20 protein-coding genes are annotated in these 22328 nt (G+C 71.9%); 8 read left to right on the top strand and 12 right to left on the bottom strand.

Translation table 11 applies throughout. The features are described 5' to 3' along the window. Positions 1-72: 72 nt before the first annotated feature. The 4 genes from AB0G47_RS26760 (at position 73) to AB0G47_RS26775 (ending at position 2608) form a co-directional block, all read left to right on the top strand. Entirely contained in the window at positions 73-414 is a 342-nt protein-coding gene (locus tag AB0G47_RS26760; protein WP_266872505.1) for a helix-turn-helix transcriptional regulator, read from the top strand. Further along, entirely contained in the window at positions 411-1106 is a 696-nt protein-coding gene (locus AB0G47_RS26765) for a permease prefix domain 1-containing protein (RefSeq protein WP_360774801.1), read from the top strand. Before AB0G47_RS26760 ends, AB0G47_RS26765 begins: the two co-directional genes overlap by 4 nt. Beyond that, entirely contained in the window at positions 1103-1756 is a 654-nt protein-coding gene (locus AB0G47_RS26770; RefSeq protein WP_360774803.1) for a hypothetical protein, read from the top strand. Before AB0G47_RS26765 ends, AB0G47_RS26770 begins: the two co-directional genes overlap by 4 nt. A 225-nt stretch (positions 1757-1981) precedes the next feature. Next, positions 1982-2608 carry a sigma-70 family RNA polymerase sigma factor gene (locus tag AB0G47_RS26775; protein WP_360774806.1) on the top strand — a complete coding sequence of 209 codons (627 nt, stop codon included), beginning with the start codon at positions 1982-1984 and terminating at the stop codon, positions 2606-2608. A 45-nt stretch (positions 2609-2653) separates the two neighbouring features. Here AB0G47_RS26775 and AB0G47_RS26780 read toward each other — a convergent pair whose 3' ends face one another. From AB0G47_RS26780 to AB0G47_RS26790, 3 genes are read right to left on the bottom strand one after another with little or no spacing between them, the layout of a single operon-like run. Beyond that, on the bottom strand, positions 2654-3175 hold the full coding sequence (locus AB0G47_RS26780) for a copper chaperone PCu(A)C (protein WP_360774808.1): 522 nt from the start codon (positions 3173-3175) through the stop codon (positions 2654-2656). After that, the gene (locus AB0G47_RS26785; protein WP_360774811.1) at positions 3172-5499 is read right to left on the bottom strand and encodes a heavy metal translocating P-type ATPase; all 2328 of its coding nucleotides are present in this window, start codon (positions 5497-5499) and stop codon (positions 3172-3174) included. Before AB0G47_RS26785 ends, AB0G47_RS26780 begins: the two co-directional genes overlap by 4 nt. Continuing rightward, entirely contained in the window at positions 5499-5762 is a 264-nt protein-coding gene (locus AB0G47_RS26790; protein WP_360774814.1) for a hypothetical protein, read from the bottom strand. The genes AB0G47_RS26785 and AB0G47_RS26790 overlap by 1 nt, the downstream gene beginning before the upstream one ends. A gap of 405 nt (positions 5763-6167) precedes the next feature. Here AB0G47_RS26790 and AB0G47_RS26795 point away from each other — a divergent pair, with 405 nt between their 5' ends. Beyond that, positions 6168-7598 carry an MFS transporter gene (locus AB0G47_RS26795; RefSeq protein ID WP_360774816.1) on the top strand — a complete coding sequence of 477 codons (1431 nt, stop codon included), beginning with the start codon at positions 6168-6170 and terminating at the stop codon, positions 7596-7598. 20 nt (positions 7599-7618) lie between these two features. On the opposite strand, the gene AB0G47_RS26800 is transcribed toward AB0G47_RS26795, so the two are convergent. From AB0G47_RS26800 to AB0G47_RS26825, 6 genes are all read right to left on the bottom strand, one after another. Then, a complete protein-coding gene (locus tag AB0G47_RS26800; RefSeq protein WP_266872497.1) occupies positions 7619-8449 on the bottom strand; it encodes an ABC transporter ATP-binding protein in 831 nt (276 codons plus the stop codon). Next, a complete protein-coding gene (locus tag AB0G47_RS26805; RefSeq protein WP_360774820.1) occupies positions 8433-9530 on the bottom strand; it encodes an iron ABC transporter permease in 1098 nt (365 codons plus the stop codon). Before AB0G47_RS26805 ends, AB0G47_RS26800 begins: the two co-directional genes overlap by 17 nt. After that, a complete protein-coding gene (locus AB0G47_RS26810; protein ID WP_360774823.1) occupies positions 9531-10589 on the bottom strand; it encodes an ABC transporter substrate-binding protein in 1059 nt (352 codons plus the stop codon). A gap of 104 nt (positions 10590-10693) precedes the next feature. Next, positions 10694-11659: a DJ-1/PfpI family protein gene (locus tag AB0G47_RS26815; RefSeq protein ID WP_360774826.1), complete on the bottom strand. Its 966-nt coding sequence runs from the start codon at positions 11657-11659 to the stop codon at positions 10694-10696. A gap of 113 nt (positions 11660-11772) precedes the next feature. Beyond that, positions 11773-13545 (bottom strand): tryptophan 7-halogenase, encoded by a 1773-nt coding sequence (locus AB0G47_RS26820; protein ID WP_360774829.1) that lies wholly within the window; start codon positions 13543-13545, stop codon positions 11773-11775. Positions 13546-13756: 211 nt separating this feature from the next. Beyond that, the gene (locus tag AB0G47_RS26825; protein WP_360774832.1) at positions 13757-14437 is read right to left on the bottom strand and encodes a hypothetical protein; all 681 of its coding nucleotides are present in this window, start codon (positions 14435-14437) and stop codon (positions 13757-13759) included. 123 nt (positions 14438-14560) lie between these two features. On the opposite strand from AB0G47_RS26825, the gene AB0G47_RS26830 reads away from it, so the two are divergent. Further along, positions 14561-16255, top strand: coding sequence for an ABC transporter ATP-binding protein (locus AB0G47_RS26830; RefSeq protein ID WP_360774835.1), 1695 nt, complete (start codon positions 14561-14563; stop codon positions 16253-16255). After that, complete coding sequence (locus AB0G47_RS26835) at positions 16252-18045, top strand: ABC transporter ATP-binding protein (RefSeq protein ID WP_360774838.1); 1794 nt, start codon at positions 16252-16254, stop codon at positions 18043-18045. Before AB0G47_RS26830 ends, AB0G47_RS26835 begins: the two co-directional genes overlap by 4 nt. Here AB0G47_RS26835 and AB0G47_RS26840 read toward each other — a convergent pair. Continuing rightward, a complete protein-coding gene (locus tag AB0G47_RS26840; RefSeq protein WP_360774840.1) occupies positions 18042-18830 on the bottom strand; it encodes a VOC family protein in 789 nt (262 codons plus the stop codon). The genes AB0G47_RS26835 and AB0G47_RS26840 overlap by 4 nt on opposite strands. Positions 18831-18940: 110 nt before the next feature. Further along, a complete protein-coding gene (locus tag AB0G47_RS26845; RefSeq protein ID WP_360774842.1) occupies positions 18941-20314 on the bottom strand; it encodes a CHAT domain-containing protein in 1374 nt (457 codons plus the stop codon). Here AB0G47_RS26845 and AB0G47_RS26850 point away from each other — a divergent pair. Next, entirely contained in the window at positions 20299-20634 is a 336-nt protein-coding gene (locus AB0G47_RS26850; protein ID WP_360774845.1) for a hypothetical protein, read from the top strand. The two genes, AB0G47_RS26845 and AB0G47_RS26850, sit on opposite strands and share 16 nt — an antisense overlap. A gap of 648 nt (positions 20635-21282) precedes the next feature. Here the strand turns inward: AB0G47_RS26850 and AB0G47_RS26855 are convergent. Continuing rightward, positions 21283-21984, bottom strand: a complete 702-nt coding sequence (locus AB0G47_RS26855; protein ID WP_360774848.1) for a DUF899 family protein — start codon at positions 21982-21984, stop codon at positions 21283-21285. Positions 21985-22328 lie beyond the last annotated feature (344 nt).

A 22328-nucleotide genomic window follows, 5' to 3' on the forward strand; every position in this document is an offset into this window, starting at 1 on the left:
TCCGCCGGCAATGGATATGTTGGCTGCCAATAGATAGCACACCAACGCCCCGATTGTGTAGGCTGCCTACTCATGAGACAGGACGCGGTCAGAGGACATCTGGACGGGCTGCTGCTCGCCGTGCTCGAGCCAGGCCCCCTGCACGGGTACGCGATCATCACGGCCGTGCAGGAACGCAGCGGCGGCGCGCTCGAGCTGCGCACCGGCACGATCTATCCCGCCCTCAACCGCCTTGAGCGGGTGGGTCTTTTGCAGAGCAGCTGGCAGTCCGTGGGCGAGCGCCGCAAGCGCTGCTACGAACTGACGGACGCCGGGCAGCGCACCTTGGCCAGCGAGCGGTCGGCGTGGAACGAATTCACGACGGCCATCGGCTCGGTCCTCAACCCCGCGGCCCCGCCGGGGCTCCTCACGTGAGCGCCGTGGAACAGCGCAGCGACCCCGTCGAGGACTACCTCACGGCGCTGGAGACCGCGCTGCACGGCCCGGTCCGCGCCAAGGCCAGGCTCCTTGAGGAGGTGCGCGACGGCCTCACCGACGCCGTCGCGGAGTTCACGGGCCGGGGCATGTCCCACGACCGCGCCGCCGAGCGGGCGTTACGCGACTTCGGGACGATGGAGGACCTGGTGGCGAGCTGCCAGCGGGAACTGACCATCGCTCAGGCCCGGCACACCTCCCGCTCCATCGTCATCACCGCGCCCTTCCTGATCGCCTGCTGGTTCCTCGTCCGCAACGCGGGCGACGCCCAGGACTGGGCACTGCCCTGGACCGCCCAGCTGATGGCCCTGTATCTGGCCGGGACCGCGGTCGTGGCGGCGCTGCTCGCCGCGGGGGCCCTCGCCGCGACCGGCACCCTCGCCCGCTGGCTGCCCACCCCTGAAGAGCTGCCGCGGATGGTCGGGTGGACGGGCACCACCGCCAGCATCTCCATCGCCGTCGCCACGCTCGCCCTGGCCACGGCATCAGTCCTGGCCACGAACTGGCCGCTGATCGCGCTCGCCTGCTCGCTCGCCGCCACGTCGCACGGCGTGATGGCCAAGTCGGTCCGCGTCTGCCGCCAGGTCGCACGACTGCCGATCATGGAACCCGCCGCGCCCGGACCGCGGTGACCCGGCCGGCCGCGACGTTGCCGGCAGCCGGCACGGAGATCCGCCGCGGGTCAGCCGGCCGGCTGACCCGCTCCGCGGTCTTCGCCGCCGTGTGCGTATCGGTGACGGCTCCGGGGCACGCCCTGATGTCCGGCCACGCGCTGCCCGCCTGGGCCGTGTGGTCCGCGTTCGCCGCCGTGGCCGCGGCCGCCTGGTGCCTGACCGGCCGGGCCCGCGGCGCCCTCGCGGTGTGCGGCGCGAGCGTGCTGACCCAGCTCGCGCTGCACTTGGCCTTCACGCTCTCCCAGGCCTCGGCGGGCCCCTGCCCGGCCGGCACTCAGCGGCACTCCGGTGCGGGCATGGCGCACATGCACACCGCCGACACGGAGCCCGCCTTCGGCGCCTCGGCCGGCATGACGTCCGCCCACGCGCTCGCCGGACTGCTGTGCGGACTGTGGCTGTGGCGGGGCGAAGCCGCAGCGCTCCGCCTCGGACGGGCCCTCGCCGCCTTTGTCTTCGCGCCCCTGGACCGCGCCGTCCAGGGTTCTTCCCCGCTGCCCGGACGCCGGCCGTCCGTGGCCCTGCCGCTGCCGCCGCGCCGGCCGCAGCTGCCGCTCCTGCGCCACGTCGTCTCACGCCGCGGCCCGCCGCACCGCCCGAGCACCGTCTGACACCACCGGCCAAGGCCCGCCCGGGGCACGGCCGGTGACGCAGTGCGCCATGCGCCGGTGCGCACCCGCACGGCTGCCGCGCGCACTGACCCCACCGCCCCATGCCCCGCGCCCGTATCCGTATCCATATCCATATCCGTATCCGTATCCGGGACGCGAAGGGTGTCCGCCGACGGGGCCGTGCCCCCACGGCAGGTTCCGTCCGCACGCGAAGGACAGTCCGCGATGCCCCCTGCCCTGAAACAGCTGCCGCCTGCGCGAAAACAGCGGCCGAGCGGCAGCACCGCCGCCGCAAGCGACACACAGATCACGGAGTGGGCGCTGGCCGCCCGCGACGGTGACACCGAGGCCCTCGAACGTTTCGTGCGCGCCACGCGCGCCGATGTCTGCCGCTTCGTCGCCTATCTCGGCGCCGATGTGCAAGGAGCCGAAGACCTCACGCAGGAGACGTACTTACGCACCTTGACGGCCCTGCCCCGGTTCGCCGGACGTTCCTGCGCCCGTACGTGGCTGCTGTCCATCGCCCGCAGGGTGGTGGCCGACCGCTACCGCGCGGCCGCCGCCCGCCCCCGATTCGCCGACGGCCCCAACTGGCGTACGGAGGCGGAGCGATCGCAGCCCGGCGGCCTTCCCGGCTTCGACGAGGGCGTGGCGCTGCTCGACCTGCTGAGCTCGCTGGACGCTCCGCGACGGCAGGCGTTCGTGCTCACGCAGGTCCTCGGAATGCCCTACGCGGACGCCGCCGACGCGGCCGGCTGCCCGATCGGCACCGTCCGCTCCCGTGTGGCACGGGCCAGGGCGGTCATGACGTCACTGCTGAACGCGGCCGAAAGCCCCGTATGCCCGGGGTGAGTTCACCCCGGGCATAGGTGTGCGTCGACGGAGGCGCTGTCCGTGTCAGGGCGCGTTCCAGTCGGTGGGGCGCACGACGAGCGCCTCCGTCTTCAGCGTCCCGCCGTCCTCGAAGCGCAGACTGAACTCGACGCGCTGCCCCAGGCGCAGCGGCTCCCGGATGTCGACCATCACGTCGAGTCCGTACGGCGTCATGGTCAGCGTTCCGTCGGCGGGCACCGTGGCCGCCTCGACCATGGACATGCGGGCCGCCCGTTCACCGACGGGGGCGTCCCGCGACAGCATGGCCTCGCCCATCGTCGGCGAGCTGACGGAGACGAGACGGTCCGCGGCGCCGCCGCTGTTGCGGATGCGGAACACGGCGGCCGTGCTCTCGTTGCCCTCGGACGGCAGCAGCAACCGGGCCGCGGTGATCCGGAGTTCGGGTGCGGATCCTGCGGCTCCGGCGGCGGTCCAGACGGAGAGTCCGCCCAGGGCCAGCGCGCTGGCCGCCGCGGCTGCGAGCGCCGGGAGTGCGGCCGAGGCCCGGAGCCGCAGCCGCTGCGCGGTCGTTCCGGTGGCGCTCATGCGGCTGCCTCCAGCCGACGCGCGGGCCCGCGGCCCCCTCGGGCGACATGTGGGGCGGTGGGTTGCCAGGCGCGCAGGCGCAGGCTGTTGGTGACCACGAGCAGCGAGCTGACCGACATCGCGGCGGCCGCCACCATCGGGTTGAGCCACCCTGTCATCGCCAGGGGCACGGTCACAAGGTTGTATCCGAACGCCCAGAGCAGGTTCGCGCGGATCGTGCCCATCGTTCTGCGGGCGAGCTTGACCGCGTCCGCGACGACCAGGACGTCCTCGCGGACCAGCGTCACGTCGGCCGCTCCGATCGCGGCGTCCGTGCCGCCGCCCATCGCGATGCCCAGGTCCGCGCCGGCCAGCGCCACCGTGTCGTTGACGCCGTCCCCGACGACGGCGACCCGCAGCCCTTCGGCCTTCAGCTCCTTGACCAGCAGGGCCTTGTCCTCCGGGGTGCAGCGCGCGTGCACATCGGTCTCGGGGATGCCGAGTTCGGCGGCGACGGCCCGGGCGGTCGCCTCCCGGTCACCGGTCGCGATGACGGTCCGCAGCCCCAGGCGGCGCAGCCGGTCCACCGCCCGGTAGGCCTCGGGCCGCAGGGTGTCGCCGACGGCGATCACGGCCTCGGGCCTGCCGTCCACCCGGACGAGGACCGGGGTGTGCGCGGCGTCCTCGGCCGCGGCGAGCGCGGCGGCCAGTGGTTCGGAGAGCGGGGTGTCGCCCGGGGCGCACACCTCGACGTGCCGCTCATCGACCCGTCCGGCCACGCCCGCGCCGACCATGGCGGTGAAGTCGGTCGTCCGGGGCAGCGGTCCGCCGGACTCCGCCTGCTCCGCGTGCCCGGCGATCGCCTTGCCCAGCGGATGCTCGGAGCCCTGCTCCACGGCGCCCGCGAGGCGCAGCACCGCCCGGTCCCCGATGCCGCCGGGTTCCGCCGTCACCCGGGCCACGCGCATGCGTCCCGTGGTGAGGGTGCCGGTCTTGTCGAGTACGACGGTGTCGATGCCCCGCAGCGTCTCCAGGGCGCGGGGTCCCTTGACCAGGATGCCGAGTTGGGCGCCGCGTCCGGTCGCGGCGAGCAGGGCGGTGGGCGTGGCGAGCCCCAGCGCACAGGGGCAGGCGACGACGAGCACCGCCACGGCCACGGTCACCGCGGCCTGCGGGTCGGCGCCCGCGCCGAGCCAGAAGCCGAGCACGGTGACGGCGAGGGCGAGCACGACCGGCACGAACACCCCGGCCACCTGGTCCGCGACCCGCTGCGCCTTGGCCTTGCCCGCCTGCGCCTCGGTGACCAGGCGGGTGATGCGGGCGAGGCGGGTGTCATCGCCCACCGCGGTGGCCCGCACGACCAGAAGGCCTCCGACGTTGACCGCGGCGCCGACCACCGTCGAGCCGGGTGCCGTCTCGACGGGTTCGCTCTCGCCGGTGACCAGCGACACGTCGAGGGCCGAACTGCCCTCGACCACGGTCCCGTCGGTGGCGACCTTCTCGCCCGGCCGCACGACGAAGAGCTGGCCGACCTTCAACTGTCCGATGGGGATGCGCCGTTCGCGCCCGCCGTCCTCGTCGCGCACCGACACGTCCTTGGCGGCGAGTTCGGCAAGGGACCGCAGCGCCGCCCCGGTGTTGTGCTTGGCGCGGGCCTCCAGGAAGCGTCCGGTCAGGACGAACAGCGGTACGGCGACGGCCGCTTCGAGGTAGACGTGCGCCACATCTCCGGACGCCGAGGGAAGCAGGCTGAACGGCATGCTCATGCCGGGCTCGCCCGCGCCGCCGAGGAACAGCGCGTACGTCGACCAGGCGAAGGACGCGATCACCCCCAGGGAGACGAGGGTGTCCATGGTCGCGGCGGAGTGCCGAAGCCCGCGCAGGGCCTTCTGGTGGCACGGTGCCGCGCTCCACACGGCCACGGGCGCGGCAAGCGCGAAGCACAGCCACTGCCAGTTGCTGAACTGCAGGGCAGGGACCATGGAAAGGATCAGTACCGGTACGGCGAGTACGGCCGTCACGACGAGGCGATCGCGCTGCCGGGTCGCCTCATCGGCGGCCTCGTCACGCGGCGCCGCCCCCGCTCCCTCGGCGGTTTCCGCGGCGGGCGGCTCCGGGAGCGACGCGGTGAACCCGGCCTGCTCCACGGCCACGACGAGGTCCTCGGGCGCGTACGAGTCGGGGTGGGTGACGCGGGCCCGGCCGGTGGCCAGGTTGACCGTCGCGACGACGCCTTCCAGTTTGCCGAGCTTCTTCTCGACGCGGTTCACACAGGCCGCGCACGTCATGCCGCCGACGACCAGATCGGTGGTGATCTCGGTCGGCTGCGCAAGTCCCGCCGCCATCAGTGTCCCTCCCCCATGTTCATGTCGCCTTCCATGCCGTCGTCCGTGCCGCCGCCCCCGCCGGAGTCCTCGTCGCCGGTGCCGGCGGACTGTTCCTGGCCGGGGTGGAGTCCGGGCGCGACCGGTCCTGCGGCCGATCCGGTGGCGTACGCGACGGCGAAGATCACCACGAGGAGGGCGGCGAAGCCCGTCATCGCGGCGGCTGGTCTCCATCGCCGCAGGAGCGTCCGTTCAGCGCCCGCGTCCTGCTGGGAATCGTTCATGTTCCGCTCCTGCACGGGGATACCCGTCGGCTCGCGCCGCCCTGCGGGGGATGGTGGGGGCGGCGCGAGCCGACGGGCAGACATGGAAGGGGCCGTGCCCGGACGGGCTGATCTCCCGCATGGCCCGGTGAACACATGCTGGCACGGAAGACCACCGCTGCCGCCAGGCTTCGCCCGCATCCCACACGTGAGCAATCTCCTGCCACGGCGCGGGAACTCCGGCGCCCCCCGATCCGACCGTCCGCGATGGAACGGTCTCGCCGCCGACCAGGGCGTTCAGGGTCAACTCGGCCACGGCCCCGGGAACTTATCCTCTCCAGCAGCCGACCACTGTTACGGAGCCCGCCGATCCGCGCCCTTCCGCCGGAGAAGGGCGGCTTCGGAGGGACTCGAAGGGAATCGTTGATGACGCACGACGCGCAGGACGCCTCGCGGGGCACGACGTTACCGGCCGCGGAGGGACGCAGCCGCTGGCTGCTGGTCGCCGTCGCAGGGTCGCTGTCGTTCGTGGCGATGCTCGACATGAACGTCGTCAATGTCTCCCTCTCCGAGATATCCCGTGACCTGCGTGTCTCGCCCTCGATGGCGCAGTGGGCTGCCCTTGGTTATCAACTCGCGGTGGTCTCCCTGCTGTTGCCTGCGGGCCGCTGGCTTGACGGCAGAGGAACCGGCGCGAAGATCGGGCTGCGGCCCGCCGTGCTTGTCTCCGTCACCGGATTCGCCGTGTGCGGCCTGCTCAGCGCGGCCGCGCCATGGATGGCCTGGCTGACCGTGACCCGGATCGCCCAAGGGGCCTTCGGTTCCATGCTGTTCGTCCTGATGCCGGTGCTCGCGATGCGCGCGGTGCCGCCGAAGCTGCGCGCCCGGGCGATGAGCGTGCCCGCCACGCTCGGCCCGCTGGGAGCCGTCACCGGACCGCCCGTGGGCGGCATGCTCCTGGACGCGTTCGGCTGGCGCGCGGTGTTCATCGTCAAACTCCCCGTCTGTATCGGGGCGTTGCTGGTGGCCGCACGGCTGCTGCCCCGCGCGGGCAAGCTGCACGCGCCCGGCGGGCGGCTGCTCGCCGACGCCGCTCTCGTCGGCAGCGGCCTTGCCGCGCTTCTGCTCTCCCTGTCCCTGGCATCGGAGTCCCCCGGCTGGCTGCTCCTCGCGGTGGCCGCGCTGCCCCCGCTCGCCTGGTGGCTGCGCGGCACCGGTGGCCGGCAGGTCTGCGACGTGGTGCGCGCCTCCGGGACGCAGCGGATCAACTCGGCGGTGTTCGCCATCGCCGCCGGCTTCGCCTCCATGCACTTCGTCATGGCCCTGCGGCTGCAGCGCGAGGGCGGGCTCTCCGCGACCGCCACCGGCCTGACCATGCTGTCCTTTCCGCTCGCCATGGGGCTCATGGGCCCGCTCGGCGGACGTCTCGCCGACCGGTACGGGCCGCAGGCCACCGCGCTCACCGGCAGCGCGATCACCGCGCTTGGCCTCGCACTGCTGCTCCCGCTCGGCAACGACAGCCTGACGTGGGGGGACATCGCCTGGCGCCTGGCCATCGCCGGATCGGGCATGGGTCTGTACGGAGGCCCGGTGCAGACCCTGGTGATGAGCTCGGCACCGCCGGGTGCGGTGGGCACGGCCGGTTCCGTCGTGCAGCTGTCGCGCAGTCTCGGCTTCGCCGTGGGACCGGCCCTGGCCACCGCGGTCTGGGGCATCGCGGGCGCCGCCCGCTCCGCGCTTGTCGTCTCGGCAGCGGCCGCCTGTGTCGCGGTCCTGCTGCTCAGCCTGCGGCGGCCCGTACCGGAGCACGAGCCGCCGGGCACCGACGCCGCGCCCGCGCCGTCCGCCTCCCGCTGACCTCTCCCGGCCCGGCTCATTCAGCCGGCGGGCGCGACGGATGCCGCGGCCTTGGTGGCCGCGGCGGCGCCCGTGGCGTCCGCCGGAGCACGGTGGTCGATGGCGATCAACGGGTCGCCGGTCAGCGGGTGTTCCACCACGGCGGCCCGAACGCCGAAGACCTCCGCGAGCAGTTCCGATGTCAGCACCTCACGCGGCGGCCCGGAGGCCACCACCCTTCCCTGGTGCAGGACATGCAGCCGGTCGCAGACCGAGGCCGCGGCGTTCAAGTCGTGCAGGGAGACCAGGGCCGTGCGGCGCTGGGCACGCAGCAGCGCGAGCAGCTCCACCTGGTGCAGCACGTCCAGATGGTTGGTCGGCTCGTCGAGGACGAGCACCTCCGGGTCCTGGGCGAGCGCCCGGGCGAGCAGGACCCGCTGCCGTTCACCACCGGAGAGCGCCGAGAAGGAACGCCCGCCGGCCTGCGCCATGCCGACCTGTTCAAGGACGGCGGCCACCTTCGCACGGTCGTTGTCGTCGTCGCCCGCGAAGAGTCGTTTGTACGGGGTCCGGCCCATCGCCACGACCTCACGCACCGTCAACTCGAAGTCGCCGCCGCGCTCCTGCGGCAGAGCCGCCACCTTGCGCGCGGCCTCCGCGGGCGTCAGCTCCCAGATGTCGCGGCCCGCGACGCGTACTCGCCCCGCGACCGGTCGCAGATGCCGGTACACCGTGCGCAGCACGCTCGATTTTCCGCTGCCGTTCGGCCCGACAAGGCCTGCCACCTCGCCCTCGGCGGCGATGAGGTGGACGCCCGAGACGACAGTGCGCCGAGCGTAGGAGACATTCAACCCCTCAATGTCGATGTTCACCACGGGCCTCCAGGCGCCGGTCGAGCAGATACAGCAGAGCGGGGGCGCCGATCAGCGAGGTCACCACACCGACCGGCAGTTCCTGGGTGTCGAGTGCGGTGCGGCACACGATGTCGACGATGACGAGCAGCAGCGCGCCGAACAGCGCCGAGATCGGCAGGAGCCTGCGGTGGTCGCCGCCGACGAGCAGCCGGCAGGCGTGCGGCACCATCAGGCCGACGAAGGCGATGGCGCCCGAGACCGCGACCAGGATTCCGGTCAACACGCTTGTCACGACGAAGAGTTCGCGCCGCAGCCGGGTGACGTCGACGCCGAGCCCGGCCGCCGTCTCGTCCCCCATCATCACGGCGTTGAGACCGCGGGCCCGCGCCTGGAGCAGCAGCAGCGCGACCGGCACGGCGATGGCGGGGACCGCGAGCGTCGACCAGTTCGCCCCGCTCAGGCTGCCCATGAGCCAGAACAGCACGCTCTGCGTCTGCTGTTCGTCTCCGGCCTGGAGCACGAGGTAGCTTGTGAACCCGGCGAGGAACTGGCCGATGCCGACACCGGCGAGCACGAGCCGCAGGGGCGAGAAATTGCCGCCCCGCCGAGCGATCAACCACACAAGGGCGAACGTCGCAAGGGCCCCGCTGAACGCCGCACCGGACAGGCCGAGCCCCAGCGTTCCGCCCGCCCCCGCGCCGAGCACGATGGCGGCGACGGCACCGAGCGATGCCCCGTTGGAGATGCCGAGCAGATGCGGGTCGGCCAGCGGGTTGCGCACCAGGGCCTGAACGGCCGTGCCCACCAGGCCGAGTCCCGCGCCCACCGCGGCGGCGAGCAGGGCGCGCGGCAGCCGCAGCTGCCACACGATGAGGTCCGACGTCCCGGGCCTCGCCGGCTGCCCGGTCAGCCTGCGCAGCACCGCCGACCACACCTGGTCCGGGGGGATGTCCGTGGACCCCCAGGACACGGCGCCGGTGAGCGCGAGCAGCAGCGCCGCGCCGAGCAGGGCGGCGAGCACCCCGGGACGCAGGGTGCGCGCGACGGGCTCTGCCGCCGGGGCCCCGGTCGCCTTGCGGTTGAGGGTGAGGAGGGGCATCTACTGCTCCGCCGCCCGCACCTTGCCGGGGTACAGGGCGTTGGCGATCTCCTCGACGGTGTCGGCGTTGCCGACCCCCGCGATGGTGGTCTCCTCGGAGCCGATCCGCAGGAACTTCCCGTTCTTCACGGCCTTGAGTTCCTTCGTCGCCGGGTTGTTCTCCAGCCACTTCCGCGCGTCGTCGAAGGCCTTGCGCGTCTCGGCCTCGCTGCCCCGGTTGCGTACGGCGAGCTGGATCCAGTCGGGGTTCTTGGCGACCACGTCTTCCCAGCCGACGGGCCGGAACGTGCCCGCGCAGTCCGCGAAGATGTTGCGGGCACCGGCGAGGGTGATCACGGCGTTGCCGATCTGCTTGTTGCAGATCGCCATGGGCTGCTTGGTGCCGGCGTCGTAGTCGAAGAAGAAGTAGCTCGGCCTGTCCTTCACGGGGACCTTTCCGACGGCCTTCTGCACCGATGCGACCTTGCGCTCCATGCCCGCGACCAGCTCGGCGGCCCGGTCGCTCTTGCCGGTGACCGCCCCGAACGTGGTGATGTCGGCCTTGACCGCGTCGAGATCCGTCGCGGGCTTCTTGCGCGTCGACGCACAGGCCGTGGACTTCAGGGAGATGTGCTTGATCCCGGCGGCCTTGAACTCCTCGTCGGTGGGCAGGCCGCCCGCGCCGCCCATGTTCATCGGCCCGAACGCGTCGATGAACACATCGGCGCCGGAGCCGAGCAGCTTCTCCTTGGGAATGACGGCCTTGCTGAGCACGGGTACCTCACGTGCCTGCGCGTCAAGGTCGCCCTTGAACGCGCCCTTGCCGGGCGGGAATCCGGTGCCGATCACCTTGTCGCCCACGCCGAGCCGCAACAGCAGCTCCAGAGCGGCCGCGTTGCTGGTCACGATCTTCGTCGGGGTGGAGTCGAACGTCGTCACCCGGCCCTTGCAGTCGGTCGCCCGCACCGGATCCCCCGCGCTGCCTCCGGCCTTGCCGGGGTCCTCCGAACCACCGCCGCCACAGCCGGTAGCGAGCAGGGCCAGGGCGGCCATCGCTCCACACCACACACGAACACGCATCAAACTCTCCCGAGCCTCTTGCCTCTGGGCTCAAACACGGCCCCGGAGAGGTAGTCGGAAGAGTCGGTCTTCGAGTTCCCGCGAATTGCGCGACTGTCGCGTTGTCACTTGGGCGCAGGAGAAGCGCCGAACCTCTCCTGGTACTCCCCCGGGGCGACGTGGAGCACCCGGCGGAACGAGACGCGCATGGACTCCAGGGTGCTGAACCCCGCTTCCTTCGCTATCTCCTCGAGTCCGCCCGGCCACCCGGGCCGCTCCAGCATCCGGCGCGCCGCGCCCACCCGCGCCGTCTCGACGTAGCGCCGGGGGGACATGCCCGTATGGGACGCGAAGAGACGGTTGATGTGGCGCGGGGAGACACCCGCGCGCTCCGCGAGGCTGCGTCCCGAGAGGTCCGCACGGAGGTTGTCCGAGATCCACCGCAAGGTGCCGCGCAGGACGGGGTGTTCGACCGTGGGCGGCATCCAAGGGATGAACTGCAGCTGGCCGCCGGGGCGTCGGGGGTAGGAGACGAGCTCCCTTGACACCCGGACCGCCCGCTCCTGATCGATGTCCTCGGACATCAGGGACATGGCGAGGTCGATGCCCGATGTGCCGCCGCCCGCGGTGGTCACCCGCCCGTCCCTGACGACCGTCGCCACCCGGTCGACCTGTACGTCCGGGTGCCGCTCGGACAGCAGGTCGCACCACTTCCAGTGGGTCGTGACCCTGCGGCCGCGCAGGGCGCCCGTCGCGGCGAGCAGGAACACCCCGGTGGAGATGGCGGCCACACGTCCGGCCGCGTCGGCCAGCTCCCCGACCACACCGGCCAACTGGCCGCCGTGGTCAGGGAATTGACCGTTCCCTGGTATCACCAGCGTATGCGCGGGCAAGGCGTCTTCGAGCGAGCCGTCGGGCAGCACGGTCAGGCCGCCCGACGTACGAACGGGAGCGCCGCCGACCGACGCGGTGCGTATCTCGTAGACGGGGGCAGGGGCCGCGGCCGACCCGGCGGAGAACGTCTCTACCGGTCCCGAGAAGCTCATCCCCTGGACCCCGTCGTAGAGCACAACAAGGACGTCCCGCTTCATCGCACAGCCCTCCCGTCAGAGGGCGGCAACACGGTCGGGCCGCCCGGGCCCCCTGCCCGACACGGCACCATCGTGCCCCAACTTCACGTGCTGGGACCAAACTTGACGCTCTGTCAGGCGGTCGCGGGCACCACCTGCAGGAAGCCGCTCACGCACATCCGCTTCAGGAGCCGGGTCTGGGCGGGAGTCAGACGTCCCGCGATCTCGCCGTACTTGAGAGGGCCGCCGCCGAGCAGTTCCCACAGCTCGTCCACGCCGTCCCTGCGGACATCCGCGTCGATGGTGACGCCGTGCGGGTCGTCGGTGGAGTAGATGCGCCGGCACGGCACCGTGTCGCGCAGCGGGGACGGCACGGATGCGTGATTGGTGACGGGGTTGCGCCAGTACTCGGTCATGCCCGCGAGGACGGCGGGCGGCAGCTGGACGTTGATGGGCGGGTTGGTCGCCTTGAACCCCGGTACGAGCAGGGTGACGCTGTCCCGGATGGCCGTCGTGCCGGCCAGCGAGATGACGGCGTCCTCCGTGAGGTCGGCCGGTTCCGCCAGCGCCGACGCGGCCAGGAAGGGCCCTGCCGCATCCAGGTCCTCCACCTTGCGGCTGCCGTGCGTCATGACCTCCAACAGGCCGTCCTGGAAGGCGGTGTTGAGCAGGGCGTCGAAGGTCTGCTCCCGTATGCCGAGATCGGCTCCGGTGCCGCGGGTGCTCCAGTAGGAGCTGTCCGGGTTGTTCTTCGCGATGGCGTGGTACCACTGGTCGATCATCAGGGCGAAGGTCTCGGCCGTGCCGTGCCACTTGGCGTTGTAGTCCTGCCACAGGTGGCGCCGGTCGGTCTCGCCGAGGCTGCCGTCGGTGGTCTTCTGGATGAGCAGGGCGGCGGCCGCGGCCTGGGTCAGCGCGACGGCGACCCCTGAGGAGAAGAGCGGGTCGACGAAGAAGGCGGCGTCGCCCACCAGCAGGTGCCGCTCGTCGTAGTGCGCGAACTCCTCACTGACGCGCGAGTAGTTGGTGGCGGTGAGCATGCCGTCGGCCACCGGCACGGCGTCGCCGATCAGGTCCTTCAGATACGGGACCTGGCCCACGGCGGCGAGGAACGTCTCCTGGTCGGTGAAGTCGCTGCCCGGCTCCTTGAGCACGGCCGGGTTGGTGACGATGCCGATGGAGTGGGTGAGTACCCTCTTGCCGCCGATGACCTTCGGCACGGGGATGTACCAGCACCAGCCGTCGCGGAAGGCGAAACAGCCGATGGGCGAGAGGTTGTCGGCGGTGAAGACGTTCCAGTCCGCTTCGATGTTCTGCGTCTGGCCGGAGTTGGTGAAGTGCTGCCAGATGGCGACGTTCTTGAACTGGGAGAGCCAGCCGCGCTTGTTGCGGGCCGCGGAGACACTGCTCTGCCGTCCGGAGGCGTCCACGAAGTATCCGGCCCGCACCTGTGACCCGTCGGCGAGGCGGACGAGCCCGCCCCGGGACTCGGGCTCGTAGGCGTCGACGGCGAGACCTTGGAAGACGTCCACGCCCACGTCGGCGGCGTGGTCGAGGAGGATGTGGTCGAACTCGGCCCGGTCGACGTGCATGGTCCAGCGCAGCACGCCGTCGCTCTCGTACGGCCTCTTGTCGAAAAGGGCGACGCTGGGCCGTTCCGGGTCCCAGGCATAAATGCCGCCGAATTTCTTCACCCAGCAGGCGCTCGCAAGGACTTTGGCCAATGCCCCGCTTTCCTGCAGGGCGGGTACCACGGGATGAGCGAAAGACTCACCTATGTGTTCGCGAGGAAATACCTCCTTGTCGAAAATGGCGACTCGCAATTCGGTGCGCTGGGCCAGCAGGGCACCGAGAGTGGAACCGGCAGGTCCCCCTCCCATGATGACGACGTCGTAATGCTCCCGCACGATCTGTCACCTTTCCTTCGCCGTATGACGAGGAACGACCGTATGTCCGACAACCACCGCCGTCTACGCACGTCAGCCCACGCAGCGGGAAAAGGGAGCCGAAACGCCCGTATAACCGCTAAACAGTGGGTCGGGAGGAGTTTCAGCGTTCAAGTGAACTAAAACGGCACATGAACGCTTCCGCGAGCCCTCAGTCGATGTCGGCGAGCCCTCAGCCGGCGTCCGCGAGCATCCAGGCCAGGAGCGTCAGACCGATGGACGCCGGCGCGAGCACGAAGACGGACAGCAGCGGCAGGAATCCGATGAGGCCCCCGCGGAGCCTGCGGCCGGCCCGGAGCCGGTCGTTCGGGCGGGCCACTTCCGTGCGCAGGTCGAGGCGTTCCGCGGCGCGGTCCGACACGACCACGCCGGCATCGGCCGACCGCCGGACGAGCGCGCGGCGCACCAGGACGTCGACCGTGCCGTCGCCGCCCGCGAGCTTGTTCAGGATGAGCCGCCCGCCGTGTGCGTCGGTGAGGATCAGCCGGTCGTCGGTCCTTGCCTGGCCCGGCACTTCGAGGCGGCCGACCTTGGTGAGACGGGCGAGATCGACGGTCCGCCGCCCGGTCAGCGTGCGGGCGGAAAGCAGATCGTCGTCGTACGGACGGGCGCCCCAGCCCATGTGCGCGTACGCCGCCAGCAGGCCGCCGATGATGAGCGAGCCCATGTTGAGGAAGAGGAATCCCTCATTGATCAGGCCGGCCCGGACAAGCACCACCGGCACCAGAAGCGCGAGGAGCGGCGTCAGGAGGGCGACGGCGTCGGCGATCCGCCGGGCGGCACTTCCCTGACCGGCGTATACGGCTGTGCCCGCCCTGGTGTCCGGGGTGTTCCCGCGCGCGTTCGTCGTCACGGCTGCGACGCTATCGCGCGCCTCACTCGGCCCTGCGGGCGGGCGGCTGCCACCTGGGCACTTCCAGCCAACTTAGAGTAGCCTCACCTAAGTTTTGACGGTCGGCGACCCGGAGGGGCGTGGGTGAGTCCTTCACACATATCGGGGCGGGACGTCCTGTGGGACACGGTCGGGCGGCAGCGCCGGGACGTCGCGCTCGGCGCGTTCCTCGGCTCCGGGCACCAAGTCGGAGAGGCACTGGTACCGGTCCTGATCGGCATCGTGATCGACCGGGCCGTGACCGGGTCGGACACCGGCGCCCTGCTCCTGTGGCTCGCCGTCCTCGCCGTGGTCTACGTCGGCCTCGCACTGAGCTTCCGCTTCGGCGCCTGGTCCGGCGAACGCGCCGCCGCACAGGCCGAACACACCCTGCGCGGCACGCTCGTACGCCGCGTCCTGCACCCCGGCGGCGGGGCCGAGAACGGCCGGCTGCCCGGAGCCCTCGCCAATGTCGCGACGGAGGACGCCAAGCGCGTCGGCGCCGTCAACATGGCCCTGATGGTCGGGACTTCGGCGCTCGTGGGCCTCATCACCTGCGCCGTCGTCCTGCTGCGTACGTCGGTGACGCTGGGTCTCGTGGTGCTGCTCGGCACGCCGGTGCTGCTCTGGCTCGGTCATCTGCTGAGCAAGCCGCTCGAGACCCGCAGCGCGTCCGAGCAGGAGCGCGCGGCGCACGCATCGGCCGTCGCCGCCGACCTGGTGTCCGGCCTTCGCGTCCTCAAGGGCATCGGCGGCGAGTCGGCGGCCATCGACCGCTACCGCACCACAAGCCGCGACTCCCTGCGGGCCACGCTGCGGGCGGCGCACGCGCAGGCCTTCCAGAACGGCATGGTGCTCGCGCTCACCGGCTGCCTGATCGCCGCGGTCGCGCTGGTCGGCGGCAGGCTGGCCGCCCAGCAGAGCATCAGCCTGGGCGAGTTGGTGTCGGCGGTCGGGCTCTCGCTGTTCCTGATCGGGCCCCTCCAGTCGCTCGCCTGGGCCAACGCCGAGCTCGCCCAGGCCCGCGCGTCGGCACGCCGGATCGCGGAGGTGCTCGCCACCCCGAACACCGTCGCGGCCGGCGCGAAGACTCTGCCGCGTCCGGTGCGCGGAGCGGTACGGCTGAACGGCGTCAGCCACGGCGGGCTGCGGGAGATCGATCTCGACATAGCGCCCGGCGAGCTGCTCGGCGTGGTCGCGACCGATCCCGCGCACGCGGCCGATCTGCTGCGCTGCCTGGCCCGTGCGGCCGATCCCGACACCGGCACGGTCGATCTCGACGGCGTACCGCTGCGGGACCTGGACCCCGGCGAGCTGCGCGCGGCGATGCTGGTGGCCGCGCACGACGCGGATCTCTTCGAGGGCACCGTCCGCGACAACGTCACGGCCGCGGCCCCCGAAGACGGCGATCCGGAGCCGGCGATGACGGCTGCCGGCGTCGCACAGGTCGTACAGACACTGCCGGACGGCGCGGACACGGCGGTCAGCGAACGCGGCCGCTCGCTGTCGGGCGGGCAGCGCCAACGAGTCGCCCTCGCCCGCGCGTTGGCGGCCGACCGGCCCGTCCTCGTGGTCCACGATCCGACCACCGCGGTCGACACGGTCACCGAGGCCGGTATCGCGGCCGGTATCCGTGAGCTCCGCCAAGGCCGTACGACGGTGCTCGTGACCACGGGCCCCGCGCTGCTCGCCGTCACGGACCGCGTCGTGCTGATCCACGACGGCCGGGTCATGGACACCGCACCGCACACCGAGCTGATACACCGTCACGAGCCCTACCGTCAGGCGGTCCTGGCATGACCGAGGCATCACAGACTCCCCCGGACACCCGTGAGCTGCTGCCCACCGCGTCCCCGGCCCGCACCCGCGCCGCCGTGCGCGAACTGGTGCGCCCGCACCGCGCCCTGGCCGTCGGGGGCTTCGCGGTACTGATCGCCGCGACGGCCGCGGGGCTGCTCGTACAACCGCTGCTCGGCCGCATCGTCGACCTGGTGGCCGACCGGCAGCCGCCCGCCGACCTCAACTGGCCGGTCGTCCTGCTGATCCTGGTGGCCGTCGCGCAGGGCGCGACCACCGCGCTCGGCCTTTCGCTCGTCTCGCGGCTCGGCGAGACCGTACTGGCGCGGCTGCGCGAGCGGTTCGTCGAGAAGGCCCTGCGGCTGCCCCTGGAACAGGTGGAGAAGGCAGGGGCAGGAGATCTCACCGCCCGGGTGACCCGCGACGTGTCGGTGGTGGGCGAGGCCGTCCGCCGCGCCCTGCCCGAACTGGCCCGCTCCCTGCTGGCCATCGTGCTCACGCTGGCCGCGATGGCCGTCCTGGACTGGCGGTTCCTCCTCGCGGCGCTCCTGGCCGTGCCCGTCCAGGCGCACACCGCGCGTTGGTACGTACGTCATGCGGTGCCGCTCTACGCCCGCCAGCGCATCGCCACCGGGGCCCAGCAGCAGCAACTGCTCGACACCATCGCCGGCGCTTCGACGGTCCGGGCGTTCCAGCTGGCCGAGCAGCACACGAAGCGGGTGGACCAGCGGTCGCGGACGGCGGTCGATCTGACGCTGCGCGGCGTGCGGCTCGTCCTCGACTTCTACAACCGCCTCCACATCGCGGAGTACACCGGCCTCACGGCGGTCCTGGTCACCGGCTTCTTCCTGGTGCGTTCCGGGTCCGTGTCCATCGGCACGGCGACGGCCGCGGCCCTGTACTTCCACAGCCTGTTCACCCCGGTCAACTCGGCCCTTGTGCTGCTCGACGACGCGCAGTCGGCGACCGCCGCGCTCGCCCGCCTCGTGGGCGTGACCGACCAGCCGGACCCCGAACCCGGCCATCCGGCGGCACGTACCCAGGAGCCCGGCGCGGCACCGGACGGAGCCGTCGCCGTGAACGGTGTCCACCATGCGTACGAGACCGGGCGCCCCGTCCTGAAGGACGTGGCCCTCACGCTGCGGACCGGGGAACGGGTGGCCCTGGTCGGCCCGAGCGGCGCGGGCAAGACCACCCTGGCCAGGCTCATCGCGGGCGTACACCGTCCGACGTCCGGCTCGGTGCTCGTGACGGCCGGCACCGACATGCCGGGCGACGGTCTGCCGGTGGCCCTGGTCACCCAGGAGACCCATGTCTTCGCCGGGCCGCTGGCGGACGACCTGCGCCTCGCGCGGCCCGACGCCACCGACACGCACCTGCGCGCGGCCCTCACGGTGGTGGACGCCGCCGGCTGGGTCGATGCGCTGCCCGACGGCCTGGCCACGGTCGTCGGCGAGGGCGGTCACCGCCTCACCCCCGCACAGGTCCAGCAGCTGGCGCTCGCCCGGCTCGTCCTTGCCGATCCGCCGGTGGCCGTGCTCGACGAGGCAACGGCCGAGGCGGGGAGCACCGGCGCCCGGCTCCTGGAGCAGGCCGCCGACCGCGCGGTCGACGGCCGCACGGCGCTCGTCGTCGCGCACCGCCTCACCCAGGCCGCCGCCGCGGACCGGATCGTCGTCATGGAGGACGGCCGGATCGTCGAGAGCGGCACGCACGACGAGCTGAGCCGGGCGGCCGGAACCTACGCCGCCCTGTGGGGCGCGTGGTCCGACACCCGGGCAACGCCCTCCTAGTGGAACGTGGGCATCTCGCCCTCGGTGGTCGCCAGGTCGATGACGGTGAAGACGGCGCCCTGCTGGTCGGCGACCGTCGCGAACCGGCCGAAGGGGCTGTCCATCGGCCCGAACAACAGCTGGCCGCCGAGCTTGGTGACGGTGGCGATCGCGGCATCGCAGTTGTCCACGCCGAAGTGCACATTGATGTGCGACGGCACATCGGGCGGGAAGTCCCCGTTCATCTTGAGACGGCCGAGCACCGGCTCGCCGGCCAGCTCGAAGACCCGGAAGTCGACATCGTCGACGTCCATCGTCTTCGCCTCGAAGGGGAAGACGGCGGGGAAGAACGCGTCCGTCTTCTCGGGATCGCGCGTGTTGACTTCCGCCCAGCAGTAGGCACCTGGCCCGCCGGTCTTCTCGAACCCCTCATGGGTGTCGGCCTGCCAGGCGCTGAAGTACGCGCCGCTCGGCTCCTGGGCCGTCACCATCGTGCCGAATTCACCGACCTGCATCGGCTCCATGGCCAGCGTTCCGCCGTTGTCACGGATCTTCGCGGCCGTCGCGGCGGCGTCGGGCGCGGCGAAGTAGAGGTTCCAGGCGGCGGGGCCGTCCACCCCCGGCATCTGCGGGGAGACGGCTGCGACGGCCTTCCCGTCCGAGCGCGCCTGCGCATAGCCCCCGAACTCCTCCGACCCCACGTCGAACGTCCAGCCGAACAGCTCGCCGTAGAAGCTCTTCGCCGCTTCCACGTCCGGGAACATCGCGTCCGCCCAGCAGGGCGTTCCTTCGGGTTGCACGGCCATCGCGTGAGAACCTCCGGTTCCGGCTGATTCCTGTCGCTCTCACGCTATGTGCCGGGGGGCGCCACCGCCCGTCGAAAGCCGACCGGCGTTGCTCAGGAATGTCGGCCCGGTCAGGACCCCATATGCACATACGGGGCCCACAGCCATGGGCTGCGCGGATAGCGCTCGCGCAGGTCGCGGGTCACGCGGTGCATGGCCTCGGCGGGCGGCACGCCCTCCGCCAGGAGGCCGTACAAGTTCGTGGTGAACTCGGTGGCGTCGCCGTCGGCGATCTCCCACAGGGTGGCGATGACATGCGTGAAGCCCGCCAGCTGGAACGACGAGGCGACATGGTGGGCTTCGTCGGCGAGGTGGAAGGGGCCGGCGGCGGATCCGCTCGACGCGAGGAAGACGAGCTCGGCGTCGAGGGAGAGCGTCGTGATGTCCGGCAGCGACAGTGAGCCGTCCTGCAGCACGAGGCTGTTGGCGGTCCGTTCGAGAAGGCCGTCCTGCGTGTGGCAGGCGAAGTGGGCCCAGGAGTGTTCCGTGAGCTCACGCAGCACGGCCTGCTTCGTGGCAGCCTCGCCGGTCAGCACGGTGCTCCGGGGAAACAGCTCGGCGAGTGCCTGCGCGTCCGCCGCCGCGTGCCGCAGGGGCGCTGCCCCGGGCGTTTGTGGGGTGGCGACCACCAGCAGGCGCGGATCGCGCCCGACGTGGGAGCGCCTTGACCTGTCGTGTGCGGCGTCCTTCGGGCGCAGTGCGTTGAGTGTGGTGGTGTACGACGACATCACGTGGTCGGCGATCCCTTGCGCGCCGCCGCCGGTGTACCGGCCGGCCGCGTGCAGGGGCAGAAAGCTCAGGATGCCGGTGGGGCACCACCACAGCCGGGGAAGCGGGTCACCGCCGGGTTCGATGCCGAGGGACAGGACGACGGGTTCGGCGATCGCCTCCCACAGCCAGGTGAGCGTGTCGAGAACGACGGTGCCCGCCTCCCACCGCTGCTCGGCAGGCTGGTGCGGGTCGTGCAGCACGCCGACCGCCGAGCTGAAGGCCATGAACCGGTCCGCCGCGGACTTCAGGTCGGCCCGGGGCAGCGGCACACAGGTCGCCGTGCCGTCGGCGAGGACGATCGCGTCGCTGCGTGCGGTCGCGAGGTTGACGACCACCACCGGGCCGTCCTCGGTCAGTGTGGCGATGTCGGGCACGGCCGGCCGCACGGCGTCGATCGCGGGCGGAACCATGTCCGGCCTGCGCGCCCACAGGGGGCGGAACAGTTCCAAGGCGTGGTGGAAGTCCGGTCCTTCGTACGTCTGTTGGGCCATGCAGCGGCACCAGTGGAACCAACCAAAGGCGTGGGCCACCTCGTCGCTCCAGGACGTCTGCAGGGACTCGGCGAGGAGCCGGGCCGCCGCGTCGGCCTCCGGACCGAGCACCGTCCGCGGATCGGTGGTGGACGCGAAACGTTCGAGCCGTGCCCGCACAGCGGTGAGTGACGTGTGAGGCACTCCCCCTTCTGCGTCGTCTCGCCGCGGCGCAGGGCCGCGCGGACGAGGTCGTGGAGCTGGTGCGCCGGATGCGGACGGACAGCGGCGCGCTGACTCAACTCGACGAACTGGGGCGGCAGTTCGGCATCCCGGGCGTTGGCGCCAGGTCGGTGATCGGGGTGCCCGGCGTGACTCCGGGGGTTCCGGTCGACGGGCTGTTCGTCTGCCCCGCGGACCGGTGCGACCGGGACTGGGTACGGGCGCCGGGTGTGGCGACGCCCGAATGCCACCTGTTCGACGAGCCGTTGACGTCGGCGACGCCGGACCGGCGCACCCGATGAACCCCTTCCTCAACGAGCTCGCCAAGCAGCTGGCCGGCAAGTGGGGCTCCCTCCTCGTCCTACCCGGCGCCCTCTTCGTCACCTCCGTCGCCGTGGCCTTGCGGCTGCGCTTCGGAGCGTGGCCCGGCGACGAACGGTTCGTGACGGAACTCCGGCAGGGCACGGCCTCGGGCGGGGAAATGGCCGCCGTCGTGCTGGGCGCCCTGCTGTTGTCGGCCTGGGCAGGGCTCCTCGCGCAGGGGTCGGGGAGAGCCCTCCATCGGCTGTGGCTCGGACAGTGGCCCGGACGCACCGGCGATCCACTGACCGCTCGCCGCCGTCGCCGCTGGGATCGCGCCCAGGAGCGCTATGAACAGGCTTACCGCCAGGGACAGTCGGACGAGGCCCTGGCCCAGCTGGCACGCCGGCGCAATCGCATCGCGCTGGCACCTCCGGCAAGGCCGACCCACATGGGTGACAACATCGCGGCGCTGAGCACCCGCGTCAGGATCGAGTACGGCCTCGACCTACGTCCATGGAGCGAGCCTCGCCACCTCGCTCGGCATCCCCGTACCGGACGACCGCGTCACACCGGAGATCGGCCGCGAGGTCAACCGCGCGGTGCGCAAGGGGGCGTGAAGGGCTGCAGGGGCGTGCAGGGCCGAGGCGTCAGTAGTCGAGGCTCGGGTACCAGTCGCCACGCCCCTGCGAGGTCAGGTCGAGCAGGTGCCAGACGGGCGCCAGGAGGTCGATGCCGCGCTCATCGATGTCGTCGGCCATGCGTGGGTGGGCGGAGTAGCAATGGCGTACCGTGCCGTCGCCGTCGCGGGTGAACACGGAGACGGTGGAGTCCTGTTCACCGTCCTTGTCCTCGCTGCCCAGGTCGTACTTGAACGTGCTGCCGCCGCAGCTCAAGAGCCGCAGCCGGTGCCAGCCGCGATTGCGGGCGTGCTGCCGGAGGGTGGGCAGATCGGCGGCCGCGGCGATGACGAAGTCGGCGTTGCGGGCGATGTGGTGGGCGACGCCGTTGAAACCGTCGATCCACAGGGTGCACATCGGGCAGGGGTCGGTCTGCAGCTTGCCGTACATGAAGTGGTAGACGATCAGTGGGCGGTCTGCGGCGGTGAACAGCTCACTCAAGGCGACCTCACGGACCGGTGTGTCGCCGGCGTCGAGGTCGGCGGGGCCCTCGACGAATACGTAGTCGACGGATGGCCCCTGAGGAAGCGCCCGCCGCCGGGCCGCGACCTCCTCCCTGTGGCGCATGAGATCGATCTCGGCCAGGCGCAGCTCTTCACGGGCGTCGAGATACTCCGCCGATTCACCGGCCAGTCTGGTCTGCCGCAACATCGCGTCCTCCTGGGTGGCCATCCCCCCAGTCCCCAGCCCGGTCAGGAACGCCCGGGCGGTTCTTTGAGTCTATTGCGGCTCCACGGGATGCGACGAGCCGGCGGCCGGGGTGCCGTGGGATCTCAGAACGCGTTGACGGCGGGCGTTCCCGCCGGTTACCCGTGCTTGTCCGGTTCGGCGTCGGCGAAGGCGCGGTATCCGCCGGGATCTCGGGCTGGGCGAGGACGTCGCCGCGGTGTACGACTCGGACCGGACCCGGGGCCGTCATCGGATGCTGATCCGCCGACGTAGCGAGGTCGTGTCGGACATTCAGCAAGGCCGCCGTCGTCATCACCGCGAAGTCCGCCGGGCGCAAGGTCTTCGGC

Origin of the sequence: Streptomyces sp. NPDC021622, from assembly GCF_040640795.1 — a bacterium.
Lineage (GTDB): Bacteria > Actinomycetota > Actinomycetes > Streptomycetales > Streptomycetaceae > Streptomyces.